This is a genomic window from Flavobacterium fryxellicola, assembly GCF_900143245.1.
GTDB lineage: Bacteria > Bacteroidota > Bacteroidia > Flavobacteriales > Flavobacteriaceae > Flavobacterium > Flavobacterium fryxellicola.
Genome location: NZ_FRDK01000001.1, coordinates 757457 through 778348, shown reverse-complemented (window position 1 = coordinate 778348; position 20892 = coordinate 757457). Strand labels below are relative to the sequence as shown.

20 protein-coding genes and 1 tRNA gene are annotated in these 20892 nt (G+C 36.7%); 11 read left to right on the top strand and 10 right to left on the bottom strand.

The window, feature by feature from the left end; genetic code table 11:
- The first annotated feature begins 24 nt into the window (after window positions 1-24).
- On the top strand, window positions 25-612 hold the full coding sequence (locus tag BUA03_RS03475) for a Uma2 family endonuclease (RefSeq protein WP_066075322.1): 588 nt from the start codon (window positions 25-27) through the stop codon (window positions 610-612).
- Between the two features lie 125 nt (window positions 613-737).
- On the opposite strand, the gene BUA03_RS03470 is transcribed toward BUA03_RS03475, so the two are convergent.
- Window positions 738-1328, bottom strand: coding sequence for a thymidine kinase (locus tag BUA03_RS03470; RefSeq protein WP_066075324.1), 591 nt, complete (start codon window positions 1326-1328; stop codon window positions 738-740).
- A gap of 248 nt (window positions 1329-1576) precedes the next feature.
- Between BUA03_RS03470 and BUA03_RS03465 the strand changes: the two genes are divergently transcribed.
- The 8 genes from BUA03_RS03465 (at window position 1577) to BUA03_RS03430 (ending at window position 9775) form a co-directional block, all read left to right on the top strand.
- Window positions 1577-2668, top strand: a complete 1092-nt coding sequence (locus BUA03_RS03465; protein WP_066075326.1) for a hypothetical protein — start codon at window positions 1577-1579, stop codon at window positions 2666-2668.
- Between the two features lie 76 nt (window positions 2669-2744).
- Window positions 2745-3464, top strand: a complete 720-nt coding sequence (gene rsmI, locus BUA03_RS03460; RefSeq protein WP_066075328.1) for a 16S rRNA (cytidine(1402)-2'-O)-methyltransferase — start codon at window positions 2745-2747, stop codon at window positions 3462-3464.
- Window positions 3461-4513, top strand: coding sequence for a flavin monoamine oxidase family protein (locus tag BUA03_RS03455; protein ID WP_066075330.1), 1053 nt, complete (start codon window positions 3461-3463; stop codon window positions 4511-4513). Before rsmI ends, BUA03_RS03455 begins: the two co-directional genes overlap by 4 nt.
- A gap of 13 nt (window positions 4514-4526) precedes the next feature.
- Window positions 4527-4871 (top strand): HopJ type III effector protein, encoded by a 345-nt coding sequence (locus BUA03_RS03450; RefSeq protein ID WP_066075332.1) that lies wholly within the window; start codon window positions 4527-4529, stop codon window positions 4869-4871.
- A 122-nt stretch (window positions 4872-4993) separates the two neighbouring features.
- Window positions 4994-6184, top strand: coding sequence for an ATP-binding protein (locus BUA03_RS03445; RefSeq protein WP_066075334.1), 1191 nt, complete (start codon window positions 4994-4996; stop codon window positions 6182-6184).
- A 120-nt stretch (window positions 6185-6304) separates the two neighbouring features.
- The gene (recJ, locus tag BUA03_RS03440) at window positions 6305-7996 is read left to right on the top strand and encodes a single-stranded-DNA-specific exonuclease RecJ (RefSeq protein ID WP_066075336.1); all 1692 of its coding nucleotides are present in this window, start codon (window positions 6305-6307) and stop codon (window positions 7994-7996) included.
- Between the two features lie 10 nt (window positions 7997-8006).
- The gene (locus BUA03_RS03435; RefSeq protein ID WP_066075996.1) at window positions 8007-9275 is read left to right on the top strand and encodes an MFS transporter; all 1269 of its coding nucleotides are present in this window, start codon (window positions 8007-8009) and stop codon (window positions 9273-9275) included.
- Between the two features lie 143 nt (window positions 9276-9418).
- Window positions 9419-9775, top strand: coding sequence for a hypothetical protein (locus BUA03_RS03430; RefSeq protein WP_066075338.1), 357 nt, complete (start codon window positions 9419-9421; stop codon window positions 9773-9775).
- Here the strand turns inward: BUA03_RS03430 and BUA03_RS03425 are convergent.
- The 4 genes from BUA03_RS03425 to BUA03_RS03415 are packed head-to-tail and all read right to left on the bottom strand — an operon-like array spanning window position 9772 to window position 11981.
- Window positions 9772-10530 carry a UDP-2,3-diacylglucosamine diphosphatase gene (locus BUA03_RS03425; protein ID WP_066075340.1) on the bottom strand — a complete coding sequence of 253 codons (759 nt, stop codon included), beginning with the start codon at window positions 10528-10530 and terminating at the stop codon, window positions 9772-9774. The two genes, BUA03_RS03430 and BUA03_RS03425, sit on opposite strands and share 4 nt — an antisense overlap.
- A gap of 4 nt (window positions 10531-10534) precedes the next feature.
- Window positions 10535-10999 carry a 6-pyruvoyl trahydropterin synthase family protein gene (locus tag BUA03_RS03420; protein WP_066075342.1) on the bottom strand — a complete coding sequence of 155 codons (465 nt, stop codon included), beginning with the start codon at window positions 10997-10999 and terminating at the stop codon, window positions 10535-10537.
- Between the two features lie 34 nt (window positions 11000-11033).
- Entirely contained in the window at window positions 11034-11207 is a 174-nt protein-coding gene (locus BUA03_RS16615; RefSeq protein WP_169807426.1) for a hypothetical protein, read from the bottom strand.
- Window positions 11208-11213: 6 nt separating this feature from the next.
- Complete coding sequence (locus BUA03_RS03415) at window positions 11214-11981, bottom strand: enoyl-CoA hydratase/isomerase family protein (RefSeq protein ID WP_066075344.1); 768 nt, start codon at window positions 11979-11981, stop codon at window positions 11214-11216.
- A gap of 126 nt (window positions 11982-12107) precedes the next feature.
- Between BUA03_RS03415 and BUA03_RS03410 the strand changes: the two genes are divergently transcribed.
- Window positions 12108-12181, top strand: a tRNA-Ala gene (locus BUA03_RS03410).
- Window positions 12182-12362: 181 nt separating this feature from the next.
- On the opposite strand, the gene BUA03_RS03405 is transcribed toward BUA03_RS03410, so the two are convergent.
- From BUA03_RS03405 to BUA03_RS03390, 4 genes are all read right to left on the bottom strand, one after another.
- Window positions 12363-13865 (bottom strand): aldehyde dehydrogenase family protein, encoded by a 1503-nt coding sequence (locus BUA03_RS03405; protein ID WP_066075346.1) that lies wholly within the window; start codon window positions 13863-13865, stop codon window positions 12363-12365.
- Between the two features lie 214 nt (window positions 13866-14079).
- The gene (locus BUA03_RS03400) at window positions 14080-14916 is read right to left on the bottom strand and encodes a helix-turn-helix domain-containing protein (RefSeq protein WP_066075348.1); all 837 of its coding nucleotides are present in this window, start codon (window positions 14914-14916) and stop codon (window positions 14080-14082) included.
- A 304-nt stretch (window positions 14917-15220) separates the two neighbouring features.
- Window positions 15221-15961 carry a monofunctional biosynthetic peptidoglycan transglycosylase gene (gene mtgA, locus BUA03_RS03395; RefSeq protein ID WP_066075350.1) on the bottom strand — a complete coding sequence of 247 codons (741 nt, stop codon included), beginning with the start codon at window positions 15959-15961 and terminating at the stop codon, window positions 15221-15223.
- The gene (locus BUA03_RS03390; RefSeq protein WP_066075999.1) at window positions 15961-17073 is read right to left on the bottom strand and encodes an NAD(P)/FAD-dependent oxidoreductase; all 1113 of its coding nucleotides are present in this window, start codon (window positions 17071-17073) and stop codon (window positions 15961-15963) included. The genes mtgA and BUA03_RS03390 overlap by 1 nt, the downstream gene beginning before the upstream one ends.
- 191 nt (window positions 17074-17264) lie before the next feature.
- On the opposite strand from BUA03_RS03390, the gene BUA03_RS03385 reads away from it, so the two are divergent.
- Window positions 17265-19178 carry a S9 family peptidase gene (locus BUA03_RS03385; protein ID WP_066076002.1) on the top strand — a complete coding sequence of 638 codons (1914 nt, stop codon included), beginning with the start codon at window positions 17265-17267 and terminating at the stop codon, window positions 19176-19178.
- Between the two features lie 306 nt (window positions 19179-19484).
- Here BUA03_RS03385 and accC read toward each other — a convergent pair whose 3' ends face one another.
- Window positions 19485-20831, bottom strand: a complete 1347-nt coding sequence (gene accC / locus BUA03_RS03380) for an acetyl-CoA carboxylase biotin carboxylase subunit (protein WP_066075352.1) — start codon at window positions 20829-20831, stop codon at window positions 19485-19487.
- Window positions 20832-20892: the final 61 nt, after the last annotated feature.

The window sequence follows — 20892 nt, the reverse complement described above, 5'->3', positions numbered from 1 at the left end:
AGTAATTTTGTAAAAAGAAGTTTTATGATTACGGATATCAATCAACTAGATTTAACCAAAACCTATTCTTATGCTGATTACCTGACTTGGCAGTTTCAGGAAAAACTGGAATTACTAAGGGGAAAGATTTTTAAAATGAGTCCCGCACCAAGTACTACACATCAAAGAATTTCCATGGAGCTAGCAGGTGTTTTATATAATTTTTTCAAACCGCATCCTTGTAATCTTTTCGCAGCTCCTTTTGATGTTCGATTAATAGACAAAAAGAAATCGACATCAGACAAAGAAATTTATACGGTGGTACAGCCTGATTTGTGTATTATTTGTGATGATTCTAAAATTGACGAGCGAGGCGCTATTGGCGCACCAGATTTGGTTATAGAAATCTTGTCTCCAGGGAATTCCAATAAAGAAATGAAGTATAAATTTGATTTGTACGAGGAAGCAGGTGTTTTAGAATATTGGATAGTAAATCCCGCTGATAAAACGCTTTTCATCTATGTCCTGAAAGAAAATCAGTTTATAGGAATGCACCCCTTGATTGAGGAAGATATTATTCAAAGTAAATTATTTCCAGAATTAGATTTTAAATTAGAGACTATCTTTAATTAAAAAAACAAACCCTTCCAGCGTGTAAAACTTTGGAAGGGTTTTTTATTTTTAGAGCTTCTTACTTCAATACCCTTTCGGATCCGGCCGATTTAGAGTATACCGAAACGTACGGAGAAGAAAAGAGTTTACTTTTCCTGATCTTTCCGCATCGCGTGATAATAGGCGGCACGACTCAACGGCTCGTATTCTTCGGTTTCGCCAAGCATCACGAGTTTATCATTATCCGTTTTACGGAAACTATAATTCGCTAAATTTCCAGTACGCGTGCATACGGCGTGAACTTTAGTCACATATTCTGCAGTCGCCATAAGAGCCGGCATGGGACCAAAAGGATTTCCTTTAAAATCCATATCCAAACCAGCAACAATGACGCGAATCCCTTGGTTGGCAAGATCATTACATACTCTCACGATTTCATCATCAAAAAACTGTGCCTCATCAATCCCAACCACATCGCAACCTTGCGCTAAAATAGCAATATTCGCCGCAGCAGGAACGGGTGTTGAACGGATTTCATTAGCATCATGCGACACCACCATTTCCTCATCATAGCGCGTATCGATTGCTGGTTTAAAGATTTCAACCTTTTGCTTGGCAAATTGCGCTCTTTTCAAGCGACGGATCAATTCTTCGGTTTTACCCGAGAACATGGAGCCACAAATGACTTCAATCCAACCAAATTGTTCTTTATGATTTACTGTATTTTCGAGAAACATTTTGTATTTTTCTAACTTAAAAAATGAATAGTTTTTATTACTTTGTAATAAGCGAACCGACTTAAAAATTTTATACTTTTACGTCGTTTCAAAAGTATAAAATTTATATCAAATCGGGGATTTGCCAGCACTTATTTAAAAAAATAAAAATCTTTTACTTAAATAATCTCTTTTTCGATCAAGATATAAAACAGAATACAAAAACGCATCAAATAAGACCTGCCTAACACCCTATAATTTCAACAGTTATGAAAAAAAAATTGGAAGCCGATTTAATCAGCATTGCACACAGAATATTACAGTTAAAAAATAAATCTGATATCAATCAATTATATTTGGAAACACAGAAATTATACGAAAAACTTTCTGTCTTACGATTTGTAGAAGAGCATTTTAGCGATGCAAAACCAACAATTGGCATTTCAGAAATCAGTAAAGAAATTGAATCTGTATTTCATAAAAACGAATTAGTTCAACCAGAAGCAGCCGCTGTAACAGAAGAAACTGCTAGTGAAGAACCTGCTGAAAGTACGGAGAAACAAGTCGAAGAAACAACTCCTGTAGCAGCATCAAAACCAGTTGCAACAGTAGAAGAAAGTGCCGTTGAAGCAGAAGAAATGGAGCCTCAACAAATTCCTGTAGCAGAACCAATTGCTGAGGAAAATATTGAAACGATTGTGGAGCAAACAGAAGCGGTAGTTGATGAGAACGAAGAAGTAGAAGAAGAAGTATCGAAAACTAGTGAAGAAGAAACTAGTGAAGAAAAGGAAGTGGAATCTGATACAGAACAAGAAATAGAAGAAGAAACTCAGGAAAGTGAAACTGCTTTTGAACCTGCTTTTGAGGTATCACAGGAAAAAGAAGTACAAACTGAACTGGAAATACCAAAGAAAACAGAAGCCGTACAAATCTCTTTTGAAGATTTATTGGGAGGCAATTATCACGATACTCTTTTTGTAAAGAAACAACAAGTAGATACTATTCCAACTGCAGTAGTCAGTGAAGTTCCAAAAGACGAAGCCACCACTGAAGCACTCAAACTAGACCCGAACCAACCCGAAATAGTCGAAAAAACAGAACCTAAAATAGTTTCTTTGAACGATAAATTAGGCAAAGGAATTACTATTGATCTAAATGACCGTCTTGCTTTTATAAAACATCTTTTTGGAAACAGTAGCGAAGATTACAATCGGGTTTTAAGTCAATTAATTACGTTTGACACCTTCTATGAAACTAGGGATTTTGTTCAAGAAATGGTAAAACCGGATTACAACAACTGGCAAGGCAAACAAGAGTATGAAGAACGTTTCATGGATATTATTGAGAAAAAATTCCTATAACCTTCCTTACCCTTTATTAAATACGCATTTCAACAGTTTCTGATTTCATTGGAAATTTGTACTTAATTATTTATCTATGTCAAAATTATATATCGTTCCTACGCCTATTGGCAACCTCGAAGACATGACTTTCCGGGCGATTCGGATTCTTAAAGAAGTCGATTTGATTCTCGCCGAGGACACGCGTACGAGCGGAAAATTATTAAAGCATTTCGATATTGGCACGCACATGTACAGCCACCACATGCATAACGAACACAAAACAATCGAAAATCTAATTTCGAGGTTGAAAGCTGGAGAAAATATCGCCTTAATTTCAGATGCAGGAACTCCTGCAATTTCAGATCCCGGTTTTTTATTAACGCGTGCTTGTGTTGAAAACGGAGTTGAAGTAGAATGTTTGCCTGGAGCCACGGCATTTGTACCCGCTTTAGTCAACAGTGGTTTGCCAAATGACAAATTTGTTTTCGAAGGATTTTTGCCTGACAAAAAAGGCAAACAAACCCGTTATTTGGCTTTAGCTGAAGAAACACGCACCATGATTTTATATGTCTCTCCACATAAATTACTAAAAACGTTAGCGGAATTCATCACTTATTTTGGAGAAGACAGACCTATTTGTGTATGCAGAGAATTATCGAAACTACATGAAGAAAATGTTCGAGGCACAGTACGAGAAGTATTGACTCATTTCGAAAAAATAGCTCCACGAGGTGAAATTGTGGTTGTGATAGGTGGAAAAACAATAATCAAAGAGCCGAAAAAAAGGAAATTTTCGGAGGAAGAAGAATCATGAAAAATGAAAAAGTTATTCTAATTGGAGCTGGACTTTGCGGACTTTACACTGCTTTTTTACTTCAAAAAAAAGGAATTGAAGTTCTATTATTAGAGGCCAATACTAGAATTGGAGGTCGCATAAAAACTATAACTGGCACAACAGGTGTCACCATGGAAATGGGTGCTACTTGGTTTGGAAACCAACATAGCCACATTTTGGAAGTACTCAGAGCGTTAGAAATCCCCTATTTTAAACAACACACACAAGGCATTTCGTTATTTGAAACCATGTCTTTTGTGCCACCACAAAAATTTGAAATTTCGGATTCTGAAGAACCTTCTTTTCGTATCGTAGGCGGAACAGCAACCTTAATTAAAAAATTAATTTCTGAAATTGGCATTAAAAACATTAAAACAAATACCAAAATCACATTAATAAAGGAGGAGAACCACCATTTAATCGTTACGGACTCGGTCGGAAACAGCTATTCCGCAGATAAAGTCATTAGTACGATTCCACCTAATTTATTAGTAAACTCAGTGATATTCGAGCCTAATTTACCCGAAAATTTCACACAATTAGCCAAGAAGACGCATACTTGGATGGGCGAATCCATTAAATTCGCTGTAGAATACAAAACTCCCTTTTGGAAAGAGAAGAAGTACTCTGGAACCCTATTCAGCCAAGCCAGCATTATTCAGGAAATGTACGACCACAGTACGGCTGATAATTTCGGGTTTGCCTTAAAAGGGTTTTTAAACGGAGGAACCTCGGTATTATCTCTGGAACAACGAAAAGAAAAGGTTATAGCACAATTGACAGCATTATTCGGCTTAGAAGCTAAAGATTATATTGCCTACGTTGAAAACGTGTGGCGGGAAGAGCCACTAACATTTCAACCTTACGAGCAACTCGTATTGGCACACCAAAATAACGGACATTCCTTATATAAAAGACCATTTCAAAACGGAAAATTATATATTTCCGGGGCAGAAACCGCGACGCAAAATCCCGGCTATATGGACGGAGCGATTGCTGCTGCAAAAACGATTGCACTAGAATTTTAATACTATTATCACTATGACCATCACCACTTTTTTAGAAAAATTAAATCAAACGCCTAAAGCCATCACCTTTGCAGAAACCATTGCGGTAATTGAAGCGCACTATGACTTTGCCCCAACGGCATTTGAGAACGGTTTGCAACACAATATTGCTGGCGAAAACTCAGGTTCTTGTAAGTTATTGGCTTTCGCCGAACTTCAGAACCTCTCTGAAACCGCTACATTAGCTTGTTTTGGGGCCTATTATTTTGAAGATGTTTTAGGAGATCCAGAAGGAACGGATCATCAAAACATTCGTAATTTTATGAAAACTGGCTGGGATGAAATTGCATTTTACGGAACTGCTTTAACTCTAAAATAAAAATTTTGTTACTTTAAAAGAACAATTAATTTAAAAATCGTTACCTATAGATAACAAAAAAATACAAAATCGTTATTTCTATATAACGTTTTTAAATATATTTTTTATCAAAAATCAACAAAATGGAAGATCTATTAGTAGAATTTCAACAAAAAATATCCAAAACATCATTAGATTTTCAACGGTATTTGATTAATGAAATTGACTGGAACAACCAGTTAATAGCTATAAAGGGAGCGAGAGGATCAGGCAAAACGACTATGTTGTTGCAATACGCTAAACAGCATCTGAATCTAAAAACGAGTTTGTTTGTAAGTTTAGATAATTTATTTTTTATAGAAAATACATTGATCGGTTTGGCTAAAGATTTTTCTAAAATTGGAGGAACCCATTTGTTGCTGGACGAAGTTCATAAATACGCGAATTGGTCGAGAGAATTAAAACTGATCTATGACGATGTTCCCGAATTGAAAGTGATTTTCACCTCATCGTCGATGTTAGAAATATACAAATCAGAATCGGATTTAAGCAGACGTGCCGTGAGCTATTATTTAAAAGAAATGTCGTTTAGGGAATTTATTGTTTTTGAAACAGGACTCAATTTAAAATGGCACACTTTAGAAGATGTATTAGAAAATCATACTGAAATTGCTACTTTACTTTTGCAACAAATAAAACCGATTCCGTTATTTTTAAAATACCTCGAGTTTGGAGCATATCCTTACTTCAAGGAAAATGTCAAATTGTATCATCAGAAATTAATAAATACCATCAATTTGATAATTGAAATCGATATAAATGCAGTGGACCATATTAGTTACGATTTGATTACCAAACTTAAAAAACTATTATTTGCCATTGCTACAAGTGCTCCTTTTACTCCAAATATCACTAAATTGAGCGAAAGAATTGGAGCTTCAAGAGCGGGATTAATTCAAGCCATAAAACAATTAGAAAGAGCGGGATTAGTAAACGAATTATATCGCCCCACCAAAGGAATTGGCGTATTAACAAAACCCGAAAAACTATTTCTGAACAACACCAATCTAATGTACGCTTTGGCAAAGGCAAATACTAATGTGGGTAATTTAAGAGAAACTTTTTTTGTAAATCAATTCAAAAATTTAGCTGTAATTCATCTGGCAGATCAAGGCGCTTTTTTGATTGATGAAAAATATACATTTGAAATTGGAGGAAAAAACAAAACGCAAGTACAAATTCATAACGTCAAAAATAGTTATATTGCTAAAGACAATATTGAAATGGGAATTGGTAACATCATTCCAGTTTGGTTGTTTGGCTTTTTATATTAATTGAACAAAATCAGCTTTAAAAACTTTTGTTTTTAGAGTTTAAAAACAAGAAGCATATAATTGAAGCCCTTTGCAGGTCAGTAAAAAACTCTTAATAATAATACTAAATCCTTAATCAACATGCGTTGGAACCTCAAACCAAAACCTTCCGAAGATAAAGTGAAACATTTAGCAAAAGCTTTGAATGTGGAAGATTTTGTAGCCACTTTGTTAGTCCAACGCGGCATTGAAACTTTCGACGAAGCGAAGGCATTTTTTCGCCCGTCGCTAGACCATTTACACGATCCATATCTGATGAAAGACATGGATAAAGCAGTTGAACGAATCGAAAAAGCGATTAAAAACGAGGAAAATATTCTTGTGTTTGGCGATTATGATGTGGATGGAACAACAGCTGTTTCCCTTGTTTCTTCTTATTTAAAAACCTATTATCCACATGTGGCAACATATATACCAGATCGTTATGGTGAAGGTTATGGTATTTCATTCAAAGGAATTGACTTTGCTGACGACAATGGATTTTCACTCATTATCGCATTGGACTGTGGTATAAAATCTATCGATCATGTGGCCTACGCCAAAGCACGAAATATTGATTTCATTATTTGTGACCACCATAGACCAGGCCAATTTTTACCGGAAGCCATCGCTATTCTTGACCCAAAAAGAGACGATTGTAACTATCCTTATGATGAATTGTGTGGTTGTGGAATAGGTTTTAAATTAATTCAGGCTTTAGGCATCAACCGCAACCAAACGATTGAAGATTTGATTCCGTACCTGGATTTGGTATCAGCTGCCATTGCTGCTGATATCGTGCCAATGACCGGAGAAAATCGAGTACTAGCGTATTTTGGACTGCAAGTCATCAATACGGATCCAAGACCTGGAATTAAAGCCATCATCCACCAAATAAAAAAACAAACCTTAGATATTACCGATGTTGTTTTCATCATTGCTCCTAGAATTAACGCTGCTGGACGCATCAAACATGGCAATCATGCAGTGGAATTATTAACCGAATTTAATTTTGAACAAGCCCAACAATTTGCGTCTGAAATTGAAGCTTATAATTCCGAGCGAAAGGATTTAGATAAATTAATCACCAAAGAAGCGTTACAACAAATAGCGGAAAACAATGAAAAAGAGCGATTTACTTCCGTAGTATTCCAAGAAGATTGGCACAAAGGAGTGATTGGCATAGTTGCTTCCCGCTTGATCGAAACCTATTATCGACCAACGCTTGTGTTTACTAAAAGCGGTGATAAATATGCTGCATCGGCACGCTCTGTAAAAGGATTTGATGTGTACAATGCACTCGAAGCGTGTACGGAACATCTGGAACAATTTGGTGGTCACATGTACGCTGCGGGGATGACTTTAGCGGCGGAAAAGTATCAAATTTTCAAAGATGCTTTCGAAAATGAGGTCAAAAAAACCATTCATCCCGATCTGTTAACGCCGGAAATCGCAGTTGATGCTGAGATTGATTTTGCTGCTATTACTCCCAAATTAATTCGAATCCTAAAACAATTTGAACCTTTTGGCCCACAAAATATGACCCCCATTTTCCTCACTAAAAACATCAAAGACACGGGTTACGGAAAACCAATGGGACAGGAAGAAGAACATTTAAAGCTTTTTGTCAAACAAAACAACTCTGAGGGTATTGCAGCTATAGGCTTTAATTTAGGAAGCAAAATAGAACTGACAGCGCACCAAAAACCCTTTCAAGCGGTGTATTGCATTGATGAAAATGAATGGAAAGGCAAAGTAAGTTTGCAGCTGCGATTGCGAGATATTGAACACTGATTTGGATACTATGAAAAAAAACGATCCGTACGCTGCCCTTCGTTATAAAGAATTCAATATTTTTTTATTATTGCGTTTCGCGATGGTTTTTGGCTGGTCGATGCAATTTATCGTTATTGAATGGGAAGTGTACAGCTTGACCAAAAATCCATTATCACTAGGAATGATAGGATTAATGGAAGTCGTTCCGGCTATATCGATGGCGCTATTTGCCGGACATATTGTCGATCAAAAAGAGAAAAAAGGATTGCTATTCAAATGTATTTTAGGATTTTCAATAATCAGTTTGGGATTGTTTTTATTTACGTGGCCGCCTTTTATAAAAGATTTCTCTACCAAAACTATTTTATATTCTATTTACTTTTTTGTGTTTTTAGGAGGATTGGTTCGTGCTTTTCTTGGACCTACTATATTTTCACTTTTGGCATTGATTGTTCCTAAAAAAATATATCCAAATGCTGCCACTTGGAGTAGTTCTGTTTGGCAAATAAGTTCAGTTTTAGGACCTGCGGTAGCTGGTTTTTCGATCAATTGGATTGGAGTTCATTGGTCAATGTCTGTTGTTTTAGTATGTTCTCTTCTTGCTTTAACTGCCTTAACCCAAATTGCGACAAAGCCCATTTTGAATCCAAAAATTGGTGAGCCTATAATGGAAAGTTTGAAAGAAGGTGTGAAATTTGTTTTCTACAATAAAACGATTCTTGGGGCTTTATCATTGGATATGATAGCGGTTCTTTTTGGCGGAGCTGTTGCGTTACTGCCTATATTTGCACAAGATACTTTGAAGGTGGGACCAGAAGGATTTGGTGTTTTGAGAGCCGCTCCGGCTGTTGGTGCTTTTTTGATGCTGATTATTTCCGCTTACATTCCTTTTACTAAAAATGCTGGCATGAAACTCCTATCAGCCATTTTTGCGTTTGGAATTTGCATTATCGTTTTCGGTCTTTCGTCTATTTTTTGGTTGTCTGTAGCAGCTTTGTTTTTAAGCGGGGTTTTTGACGGAATTTCGGTAGTGATACGCCAAACTATTTTGCAACTAAAAACTCCTGATCACATGCGCGGCAGAGTGGCAGCAGTGAATTCTATATTTGTTGGTTCCTCGAATGAGTTGGGCGCTTTTGAAAGCGGCTTAACGGCAAAATTGATGGGCACGGTAACGGCAGTGGTTTTTGGCGGAAGCATGACATTGCTAACTGTGATTCTTACTGGTGCGCTATCGCCTACGTTTAGAAAGCTGGATTTACAAAAAGAGGTAGAGGAACATGAAAAGAGCGAGTAAATGCGATTCCAGCGAAAGCTATGCAGTACTTGGAGACACAAATTTATAAAAAATTTACTTTTTTCTTTTTTATGCCTTTTTTATATTTTATTATTTAGAACAAATATAAATAATCCTTATATTTGTTTCAAAATAAATTAGACATGCAAGAAATAAAACAGATCTATCATAACAATTTAGGAACAGCGTTTTACTGGAGAAAAGAAAATGATATCGTCCTGGATAAAGTTCAGCTCGTTTTTAGAGAAACGGGATTCTATTTTACTAAGCAGGAACTGCAACTGTTTAAGCGTTGCATCGAAGACAGCTACCAACAAAACAGCTCATGCGACGATTGCGAACTAAAAAATAAATGCCACAAATTTTTATTAAAAACACCTTGTCTCCAAATTGATTTAGCCGTTTCTATGGACGAACTCAATGCGGTAAAAGACTTGATTGAAGGAACCTTGTTTAAAATAAATTTAGATGAGTATTTGTATGGGCAGGGAATGAATTAGAAATCGTACTTTTTAACCTCAAAATTCTCACCATCAAAAACACCATAGGTAAAATACGTAATCCAGTCCCCTAGATTCACATACTCGGCATTTTCTCCCACAGTAACTTTCATAGGTAAATGACGGTGACCAAAAATAAGGTAATTGTAATGCTTGGTTTCTAGCTTTCTTTTGGAATAAAGAATGAGCCATTCGTTGTCTTCGCCAAGAAAAGTCACATCCTCATCGCCAGAAATCAATTTGTTTTTCACCGAAAGGTATTGTGCTAGTTTCACGCCGATGTCCGGATGAAGCCATCTAAAAAGCCATTTAAAAAACGGATTTGTAAACACCTTTTTCATACGCTTGTATCCTATATCGCCAGGACCTTTTCCGTCTCCATGACCAATAAGGAACGTTTTATCTCCAAAAATATATTCTTGATTATTATGAAAAACGGGGATATTCAACTCTTTCTGAAAGTAATCTTCCATCCATAAATCGTGATTACCAACAAAAAAATAAATAGGAATTCCACTGTCTCGGATTTCAGCAATTTTGCCTAGAACCCGAATAAAACCTTTGGGGACTACTGTTTTATATTCGAACCAAAAATCAAATAAATCGCCCAATAAAAATATCGCTTCGGCATCAACTTTTACTGCATCAAGCCAAGCCACAAATTTTTGTTCTCGAGGAAAACTCAACTCAGGTGTAGGGGCGCCAAAATGCTGATCAGAAGCGAAATATATTTTTTTGTTGTTGGGTAATTGCATGAAATTACAGTATAGATTTGAGGTTATCGCTCGCAAACCATTCTGCAAAAGAGGATTCCGTTTCTTGTAATTTCAAGGAAAATAGAGCGATTCCTTCTGGCAGACGATTCGAAATTCGTTGTGCAAAATCAATAACCATGTTTTCACTAGTAGGCTGGTAATCTACTAAAATAACGTGATGCCCGCGCGTTATTAATTCATTTGCCAATTCGATATGTGGCGTGGTGCCATTAAATACAGTGGCATGGTCAAATTGATCTACAATTTCTTCTTTTACAATCTTCTTTAAATCCGTGAAGTCTATTACCATTCCATATTTTACATTGGAACGATCTGTTATTGGAGATCCAATTACGGTTACTGATAATTTATAACTATGCCCGTGAACATTTTTACATTTCCCGTCATAACCATATAAGGCATGTCCAGTTTCGAAACTAAATTGTTTTGTAATTCTGATATTGCTCATTAGAGTTTAATTTTGATGCAAATTTAGTAAATAATTAAAGTTCTTTGTCTCTTTTTTTTGCACTAGTATACATCCAATATGCTAGACCAATTAAAACAACAAAAGGAATAAAAGACCCAATAATAATACCAATTTGGTAACTATTGTCTGTAGCGTTTTTTAATTTTTCTTCAATATTTACTTGTTGAACAAGCGTTAGAATTGTCATGATGAATTATTTTTTGAATTGCGATAATGCTTTTTTAGTAAAATCAGACAACACTAGTCTTCCAGAAATTGCAGCGCGTTCAACCAAAAGTGCTTCCCAATTTTGGGTTCCATCCCATAAAACGTTCTTCATTTCATTTAAGGCATCAGGGTTATAACTAGACAACTTTGCGCTGAAATTAGTGATTGCAATATCAAGAGCCTCAATAGACTCAAAAGTACTAGCGTATAATCCTTTGGCAACGGCCCAATCAGCTGATTTCCATTCTTCTGCTGCCAAAGTCATTTCGGACATTGCTGTCTTTCCAATTTTTCGTGAGACTACGGGTTCTATGACAAAGGGACCAATACCAATTGCTAATTCCGACAGTTTTATCGAAGCGTTTTTTGTAGCCAAAGTATAATCGCAAGCACAAGCAATTCCTACGCCGCCACCTACGGCCTTTCCATGAATTCGGCCAACAATAAGTTTAGAACAAGACCGCATAGCATTGATTAAATGGGCAAATCCAGAGAAAAATTGGGTTCCCTCGACTTCGTTAGAAACTGCCAAAAGTTCCTCAAAGGAGGCACCCGCACAAAAAGCTCCTGTCCCTTCACTTTGAATCACAATGACTGCAATAGTTGGGTTAGCACTTAAATTATGAAACTCGGCCGTGAGTCTGTCCAGTAATTCTCTTGGAAAAGAATTACTCGCAGGATGACCAAAAGTTACCGTTGCAATTTTATTATCGAATGTTGTGAAGAGCGAGCCTATTGGGTTTTCTGATACCATGCTGGGGATTTTGATGTAAAGTTAGAAAAAGTAACGGAGGATTTGACTTTTTTTCATACAGAATGGATTTGTATTTTTGAAATTTGCATTTTGGGAAATTTATATGTTATATTTGCGTTCACGTATGGGGGATTAGCTCATTTGGCTAGAGTGCTTGCCTGGCAGGCAAGAGGTGACCGGTTCGAATCCGGTATTCTCCACAATATAAAACCGTAAATCTAATTATTAAAGATTTACGGTTTTTTAATTTAAGTTAATGACTTAAGCACCTCTGCATGAGCAGCACTTTGATAGAGCTATTTTTATCAAATAAATCAAAAAAGGCTGTCTCAGAATAAATAGAGACAGCCTTTTTGTTTGTGCAGTAAACAGTGCCTTTACTTAAAAGAATCCAACGGGCTCTTTATCGTAAGAGATTAACATGTTTTTCACAACACGGTAATGATCTAAAGCCATTTTGTGGTTTTCACGACCAAATCCGGATTCTTTAACCCCACCAAAAGGAGCGTGCGCAGGATACGTATTGTATTGGTTTACCCAAACTCTACCCGCCTGAATAGCACGTGGAACCTGGAATAATTCGTGAGCGTCACGTGACCAAACACCAGCACCTAAGCCGTAAGGAGTGTCGTTTGCGATTGCAATTGCCTCTTCAGTAGTTTTAAATGTTGTCAAAGCGACAACTGGTCCAAAAATTTCTTCTTGGAAGACACGCATATTGTTTGTTCCTTTTAAAACTGTTGGTTGAACATAGTATCCTCCAGCAAGATCGCCTTCATAATTACCCGCTTCTCCTCCAGCTAATACAACTGCACCTTCTTCTTTACCAATATTGATATAGTTGACGATTTTATCACATTGTGCTTTTGAAACTTGAGATCCAATCATTGTTTCTGGATCTAGTGGATTTCCTGCTTTTATTAGTTTTAAACGCGCTTGCATTCTTTCGATGAAAAGATCAGCAATACTTTCGTGAACTAAAATACGGGAGGGAGTAGTGCAAATTTCTCCTTGGTTCAGTGCAAACATTAACGCACCTTCTATTGCTTTGCTAAAGAATTTATCATCTTGAGCAGCTACAGATGGAAAGAAAATATTTGGAGATTTCCCCCCTAATTCCATAGTTACCGGAATAATATTTTCGGCTGCGTTATGGTATACTTTACGGCCTGTTTCAGTAGAGCCAGTAAATGAAAGTTTAGCAATACGTTTTGAAGTTGCTAAAGCTTGACCCGCTTCTGAACCAAAACCAGTTACAATGTTTAAAACTCCTGCAGGCAAAATATCACCTATCAATTCCATCAACATCATTACACTTGTAGGGGTTTGTTCCGCTGGTTTCACAACTGCCGTACAACCTGCTGCTAAAGCGGGAGCAATTTTCCAAGCCAACATTAACATTGGAAAATTCCAAGGAATAATTTCACCTACAACGCCAATAGGCTCATGCAAAACAATGCTTAAGGTATTTTTATCATGCTCTGAAACACTTCCTTCATCTGCACGGAGCACACCTGCGAAATAACGAAAGTGATCAATACAGTAAGGGATATCAGCCGCACGTGATTCACGGATTGGTTTACCATTATCAATCGTTTCTAAAGTCGCTAAGTATTCTAGGTTATCTTCCATTACTTGCGCAATTTTCAACAACATATTGCTACGTTCTGTTACTGAAGTTGTACTCCAAGATGGGAACGCTTTGTGCGCTGCATCCAATGCAAGGTCAATATCTTCTTGAGTAGAACGAGCAGCTTGAGTAAACACTTTCCCATCAACTGGAGAAGGGTTGTCAAAATATTGCCCTTTAACTGGAGCAACAAATTTACCGTCAATAAAATTATTGTATCTTTCTTTGAAAACAGGTTTAGTTACATTTGCCATTTTTTATTATTTAAATTATCAAGGTGTAATTATTTTTTTTAAAAACGCTTTGTTTTAATTACACTACAAATGTACGGTGGAGGTAAACGTAACAGGTTATTGATACGGTTCAAAAACTTATGAAAAAAGCTCAGTTTTTATTTTAAAATTATAATACGTTAAACAAAAACTATATAATTAATTGTTTTATAGATAATTAAAAATTAAATCCGTTTCAATAAATTTCCTTTGGACTAATTCCGAATTTGTTTTTAAAGGCGATACTAAAGTTGGAAAGATTATTATAGCCTACCTCTACATAAATATCAGAGGGTTTTAGCAGGCCTTCTTGCAACAAGTCTTTTGCTCTTTGCAAGCGCTTGTCTTGCAACCATTTCCCTGGCGCCTCATTGTATTCTAATGTAAAATGACGTTTAAAAGTAGACAAACTCATGTTGCACAAAAAAGCGATTTCTTCCAGTTTTAGGTTCGAATGCACATTGCTTTCCACCACTTTTTTAAAGGGAGAAACCTCTTTTGAAATTAATGAATACAAATAGAATTCAAATTTTTGTTCATATTTAGATAAAAGATACAGCATGATTTCTTCAAATTTTACGAGAAGCAACCGTTCCGTATAATCAGAGGGCGCCGTATTTAAAACTGATAGTGAATTTAAGAATGTTATGATGTAGTCATCATTTTCAATTACGAAATAAGGAATTTCGTCTCTATGAGGAGAACCACTTTTAGTGTGTTTTTGTAGAAATTCAAGCAGCTTTTCCTCCGAAAAAAAGAAGAGCTTGCAATAATAAATAGCTTCCGTGTCCAATAATTCGGTCCAAAGCCAATTTCCTTTTTTAAGAAGCAAAGACTGTTTACTGTTTACAGCAATTGACGTATCCGCAAAGTGAACCTGTTTTTTACCCACCTGCAAAAAGCTAAACATGTTCATACTTAAATTGACCTTGCTTTTTACAACATCATTAGTCATTTTAAAATCATAAACCAATAGATCCCCGCTAACTTCCTTCTCTTGACTATAAATTTCGGGTATGTTTGCTATTGGCATTTGATACTTCTCAAAAGGATTATTAAACTATAGTAACTTGTATTTTGCTAAATGAACTGACAATTGCTACCGTCTGTAGTCTCATCACTCTATTTCTAACCAAAAAAAAGCTCCGCGTGAATAGCCTTTCTGTTTAGAAAAAAATATTTACATAAAATCATAAAAGAATCTTGACCAATTCCATAAGAAGGAGCGCTATAAAATAAAGTGCAAAAATTACTATGTATTACGACACCTTTTCTTCTTGTTTAATAGCCAAAGCAGTTGCTATAAATAGCAGTCCAATCTGATTTTTTGATGTGTTTTAATATTCAATTTTACCAACTTGACGCATTACACGAACAATTTTATCTTTTCGTCGGTTGATGTAGGAGGAAGAACTAGTCGCCGAATATTTTCGTGGATTGGGTAAAATCGACGCAATTCCTGCTGCTTGCATCGGAGTAAGACTGGTGGCTCCTTTACGATACCAATGTTCTGCAGCCGCTTGCGCTCCATACACGCCATTTCCCATTTCGATACTGTTTAAATACACCTCCATAATGCGCTCTTTACCCCAAATGATTTCAATCAAAACAGTGAAATAGGCTTCAAGACCTTTTCTCAAATAGCTTCGGCCTTGCCAAAGAAATACATTCTTAGCGGTTTGCTGCGATATGGTACTTCCTCCCTTTATTCTTCGCCCTCGTTCGTTGCTTTTGTACGCTTTTTGCATTGCAACAAAATCAAAGCCATTGTGTTTCAAGAAAGTCCCATCTTCACTGGCGATTACTGCTTTTTGAAGGTTCATGGAAATATTGTCAATTGGTTCCCAGTCGTGGCTAAAAAAAACTTCTTTTCCAGCAACCTTATTTTCGATTGCCCGAATCACCATTAATGGTGTAAATAGAACTGGAACAAATTTAAAAAACACCACGAAAAACAAAGAAAGTCCAAAGAACCATAACAAGACTTTGAATAAAAAACGGGTTAGTTTGCTCATAAAAGAAGTAGTGTCTTTTTTAACGGGTTGTCTTGCTTTTTTTGCTATTATTTTTGTTGCCATTATACTAAATCTGCTAATTCTGTTCCAATTAAACTACCTATTGCCACGCCCATTCCGCCCAATCGCACACCACAATATACCGTATCAGATACTTGTAAAACAATGGGGTTTTTACTGTTGCCAATACCCATGATTCCGCTCCAACGGTGTGCAATTTGAAAATCCTGATTCGGCAAAATTACTTCTTTTAATAACTGTTCCAATTTTTTTTGGACGATTTCTGTTTGTCCAAATGCGGTCGTGTTTTCCGTCTCAAAGTCTAGGTTTCTTCCTCCACCCAATAAAATCCGATCCCCAATATTTCTAAAATAATAATACCCTCGATCCAAATGAAATGTTCCACGTACATCTAAATTCTTAATGGGCTCTGTAATCAAAACCTGCGCTCTTGCTGGCTTAACTGCACCATTAGTTAATTCATTTGCAAAGCCATTCGTCGCAAAAAATATTTTCTTGGAAATGTAACTAAAATCACCCAGCGCTACTTCAACACGATTGCCTTTGTCTACATAGGAGGTAACTGTTTGCTGATTTAAAATTAAGATATTTTCAGCAACTGCTGCTTTTAACAACGCCTGCATCATATTTCCAGTATCAATCTGCGCTTCAAAAGGATTGAAAACTAAATATTCTTGTACTCCGTTAAACCCAAAACGATCGATTTCCTTAGCAAAAACAGCCGCTTTGAAAAGGGGTCTTAAAATTTCATTGATAAAGGGTAATTTTCGAAGACAATCATCGTAGTTGCTTGTATTGTCTCTTAAAAATAACTCATATCCGCCATACGGCTTAAAATCTATAGTGTCATCACCAAGCCTTTTTCGCAGCAATTGCAAACCTTTCCATCGTTTCTGAACCAGATTCAACACTTCCTCCTCCGAATGGGATTTTAAGTCATCCATAATTTCCGACAGACTTCCAAAACAAGCGAATCCGGCATTTTTAGTACTCGCACCTTGTGGCAACATTCCTTTTTCCAAGACTAGGATTTTGCTGTCCGGGAATCTTTCGCGCAAGCGTAATGCAGCATGCAAGCCCACAATACCGCTTCCTACAATAGTATAGTCTACATCAGTAAACCAGTTTTTTAACTCCCAATAACTCAAATCCATGGTTGAATATTTTTTATAAAAATAATAATTTTTTGGAGCTAATCCCGCTATCCGTTGCAATCTTTTATTTTTTAAAGAAAAAAAATAAAAGGATTTCCACTGCTATCGGGGCTAAAAAGCAAGTGTTAAAACCGACACAACATCAGATTAAATTGGCTAATTTTATCGCTCGTAAAAAATCAATTATTAAAATGAAAAAAATACTATTTATACCCTTATTAATGATGAGTTTAACCGCTATGGCACAAAATGTAATGACCTCAGAACTGCTTTGGAAACTAGGAAGAGTGACTCCTTTAGGCATTTCTAAGGATGGCAAAAATGTAGTTTATAAAGTAACCACCCCTTCTGTTGCGGCAAATACATCGGAAACTAAATTTTACACTTTACCCGTAATTGGAGGAAACCCAACCGAAGTAAAAGATACTAAAGACCTACTCAAGGATAAAAATACTTCACCTGACGGGAAATACTTGGTTTACAATGAAGAGGTGAAACTGGAAAAAGTTTTAGGAAAAGACTTCTATCCGGAACTGGAAAAATCAGATGTTAAAATCTATGACGGATTGAATTACCGCCATTGGGACACTTGGAATGAAGGGAAATTCAATCATGTTTTTTACAAAGAAAACAAAGAAGGCGCTGTGGGAATTGACATTCTAAAAGGCGAAAATTTTGACAGTCCACAAAAACCTTTTGGTGGAGATGAAGATTATATTTGGTCACCAGACAGTAAAAGTATCCTTTACATAAGCAAGAAAAAAACAGGAACGGATTATGCGATTTCTACAAACACCAATATCTACGAATACAATTTACAAACAGGAAAAACCACCAATAGAACCGAAGAAAATCTAGGATACGATACCGCACCACAATTTTCTTCCACAGGAAATTTGACTTGGTTGCAAATGAAACGCGACGGTTTCGAAGCGGACAAAAACGATCTAATGGTACGTTTTCGAGGATTACAAATGAACCTGACGGCTACTTGGGACGGAACGGTAGACAGTTTCATTTGGAGTAAAGATGGAAATAAAATATATTTTGTGGCACCAATCGATGGTACAAAACAGCTATTTGAAGTTAATTTTCCAAGCCTAACCAATCCCGAAGCTTCGGGAGCCAGTACCGTTAGACAAATCTCTAATGGCGCGTTTGACGTCAATGATTTAATTGGTTTTTCCGGCGATAACATCATCGTAACAAGAACCGACATGAATCATGCTGCAGAAATTTTTTCTTATAATCTAAAGAAAAATTCTTGGAAACAACTATCTAATGTCAATACAGCAACGTACAATTCTTTGGCGTTAAGCAAAACCGAAAAACGCTATGTAACGACAACCGATGGTAAAAAAATGTTGGTTTGGGTGGTTCTTCCGCCAAATTTTGATGCTACAAAAAAATATCCAACCCTTTTATATTGTCAAGGTGGACCACAATCTGCCTTAACACAATTTTATTCCTACCGATGGAATTTACAATTGATGGCCGCTAATGGATATATTGTTGTAGCTCCAAACCGTCGCGGAATGCCAGGTCATGGTGTGGAATGGAACGAACAGATTAGTAAAGATTGGGGCGGACAAGTTATGGATGATTACCTCTCAGCAATTGATGCGGTGGCGAAAGAAAAATATGTGGATACAAGCCGTTTGGGCTGTATTGGCGCTAGCTATGGTGGATATTCTGTTTTCTACCTAGCCGGAATCCACAACAACCGCTTCAAAACCTTTATTGCTCATGATGGTGTATTTAACATCCAAAGTATGTTTGGGACAACCGAAGAAGTTTTCTTTAGTAATTGGGATTTTGGTGGCGCGTATTGGGAGAAAGACAATGCGGCGGCGCAGAAAACCTACACCACGTTCAACCCAATGACTTTAGTAGAAAAGTGGAATAAGCCTATTTTAATTATTCAAGGTGGCAAAGATTTTCGGGTGCCAATAGGACAAGGACAAGAAGCGTTCCAAGCGGCTCAGCTGCGTGGCTTAAAAAGCCGATTTTTGTATTTTCCAGAAGAAAATCACTGGGTGTTAAAACCGCAAAATGCTCAAGTTTGGCAAGGTGAATTTTTCAAATGGCTGAAAGAGACCTTGTAACACCTCTTTTACGATAACTTCAAACCGCACTTTCTAGTGCGGTTTTTTTTTGCACAGATCCCACTTTTTTGAATATCTTAACTTTAAAGCCTACTCTTATTTTTATCTTTGAAACATGGACAATGAAAAAAGGCCTCATTGCTCTAATTATATGCTAACACCAAACCAAATGCATCAACAGAATATAATAATAATGCGAACCTACAAAACAAAAAACACTTGCAAGAACGTTCTTGCAAGTGTTTAATTAATTATTCTTGTCTGATAATCTGTATCGATTATTCAGGACGAGACAGTCTAGTATTTTTATTCTGGATCATTCATTTTGAAAGTATCCATAAATGCGGTTGTATAATCACCCGCAATATAACGCGGATCATCCATTAACTGTCTGTGAAAAGGAATAGTTGTTTTAATACCCTCGATAACAAATTCATCTAAGGCTCTTCTCATTTTACTAATTGCTTCTTCGCGCGTTTGCGCAGTTGTAATCAATTTAGCAATCATAGAATCATAATTAGGAGGGATGGTATATCCTGAATACACGTGCGTATCTAAACGAACACCGTGTCCTCCTGGCATGTGAAGCGTAGTGATTTTCCCTGGAGATGGACGAAAATCATTATAAGGATCTTCCGCATTGATACGACATTCTATAGCATGCAATTGCGGTAGATAATTCTTTCCTGATATCGCTACGCCAGCAGCAACAAGAATTTGTTCACGAATTAGATCATAATCAATAACTTGTTCTGTAATAGGATGCTCTACTTGAATACGCGTATTCATCTCCATAAAGTAGAAATTACGATGTTTATCTACTAAGAACTCTACAGTTCCTGCTCCTTCATACTTAATGTATTCTGCTGCTTTGACTGCCGCAGCACCCATTTCAGTCCGCAATTTATCGGTCATAAATGGCGAAGGTGTTTCTTCCGTCAATTTTTGGTGCCGTCTTTGTACGGAACAGTCTCTCTCAGAAAGGTGACATGCTTTTCCATAAGAATCGCCAATTACCTGAATTTCAATGTGACGAGGCTCTTCAATTAATTTTTCCAAATACATTCCGTCGTTACCAAAAGCAGCTGCAGATTCTTGACGTGCACTTTCCCAAGCTTTCAATAAATCCTCCTCTTTCCAAACGGCACGCATTCCTTTGCCACCACCACCAGCGGTAGCTTTAAGCATTACTGGATAACCAAAATCTCTTGATAATTGCAAGGCCTGGTCGTACGATTCTAAAATCCCCACTGAACCAGGTACACAAGGAACACCTGCTTCAATCATCGTCGATTTTGCAGACGCTTTATCTCCCATTCTATCAATCATTTCAGGAGAAGCTCCAATGAATTTGATACCATGTTCCTGACAAATTTTAGAAAACTTCGAATTTTCAGAAAGGAATCCATACCCTGGATGTATTGCATCTGCATTTGTAATTTCGGCAGCTGCAATTATGTTTGACATCTTCAAATAGGACAAGTTGCTTGGAGGCGGCCCAATACAAACTGCTTCGTCAGCAAACTTTACATGTAAACTTTCAGCATCAGCAGTAGAATAAACAGCTACCGTTTTAATACCCATCTCCTTGCACGTTCTAATTACGCGAAGCGCAATTTCCCCTCTATTTGCAATTAATATTTTTTTAAACATCTTATTTTATATTTTAAATTTAAAATTCCAATAGCCAAAATTCAATTTAGAACTGAAATTT

Bases quoted from the DNA above. Each gene is read 5' to 3' on its own strand.
- BUA03_RS16615 (WP_169807426.1), bottom strand. From the start codon at position 11,207: ATGACAATTCTAACGCTTGTTCAACAAGTAAATATTGAAGAAAAATTA.
- recJ (WP_066075336.1), top strand. From the start codon at position 6,305: ATGCGTTGGAACCTCAAACCAAAACCTTCCGAAGATAAAGTGAAACAT.
- BUA03_RS03425 (WP_066075340.1), bottom strand. From the start codon at position 10,530: ATGCAATTACCCAACAACAAAAAAATATATTTCGCTTCTGATCAGCAT.
- rsmI (WP_066075328.1), top strand. From the start codon at position 2,745: ATGTCAAAATTATATATCGTTCCTACGCCTATTGGCAACCTCGAAGAC.
- BUA03_RS03400 (WP_066075348.1), bottom strand. From the start codon at position 14,916: ATGCCAATAGCAAACATACCCGAAATTTATAGTCAAGAGAAGGAAGTT.
- BUA03_RS03390 (WP_066075999.1), bottom strand. From the start codon at position 17,073: ATGGATTTGAGTTATTGGGAGTTAAAAAACTGGTTTACTGATGTAGAC.
- BUA03_RS03445 (WP_066075334.1), top strand. From the start codon at position 4,994: ATGGAAGATCTATTAGTAGAATTTCAACAAAAAATATCCAAAACATCA.
- BUA03_RS03420 (WP_066075342.1), bottom strand. From the start codon at position 10,999: ATGAGCAATATCAGAATTACAAAACAATTTAGTTTCGAAACTGGACAT.
- BUA03_RS03415 (WP_066075344.1), bottom strand. From the start codon at position 11,981: ATGGTATCAGAAAACCCAATAGGCTCGCTCTTCACAACATTCGATAAT.
- BUA03_RS03385 (WP_066076002.1), top strand. From the start codon at position 17,265: ATGAAAAAAATACTATTTATACCCTTATTAATGATGAGTTTAACCGCT.
- BUA03_RS03435 (WP_066075996.1), top strand. From the start codon at position 8,007: ATGAAAAAAAACGATCCGTACGCTGCCCTTCGTTATAAAGAATTCAAT.
- BUA03_RS03470 (WP_066075324.1), bottom strand. From the start codon at position 1,328: ATGTTTCTCGAAAATACAGTAAATCATAAAGAACAATTTGGTTGGATT.
- BUA03_RS03465 (WP_066075326.1), top strand. From the start codon at position 1,577: ATGAAAAAAAAATTGGAAGCCGATTTAATCAGCATTGCACACAGAATA.
- mtgA (WP_066075350.1), bottom strand. From the start codon at position 15,961: ATGGCAACAAAAATAATAGCAAAAAAAGCAAGACAACCCGTTAAAAAA.
- accC (WP_066075352.1), bottom strand. From the start codon at position 20,831: ATGTTTAAAAAAATATTAATTGCAAATAGAGGGGAAATTGCGCTTCGC.
- BUA03_RS03405 (WP_066075346.1), bottom strand. From the start codon at position 13,865: ATGGCAAATGTAACTAAACCTGTTTTCAAAGAAAGATACAATAATTTT.
- BUA03_RS03430 (WP_066075338.1), top strand. From the start codon at position 9,419: ATGCAAGAAATAAAACAGATCTATCATAACAATTTAGGAACAGCGTTT.
- BUA03_RS03455 (WP_066075330.1), top strand. From the start codon at position 3,461: ATGAAAAATGAAAAAGTTATTCTAATTGGAGCTGGACTTTGCGGACTT.
- BUA03_RS03475 (WP_066075322.1), top strand. From the start codon at position 25: ATGATTACGGATATCAATCAACTAGATTTAACCAAAACCTATTCTTAT.
- BUA03_RS03450 (WP_066075332.1), top strand. From the start codon at position 4,527: ATGACCATCACCACTTTTTTAGAAAAATTAAATCAAACGCCTAAAGCC.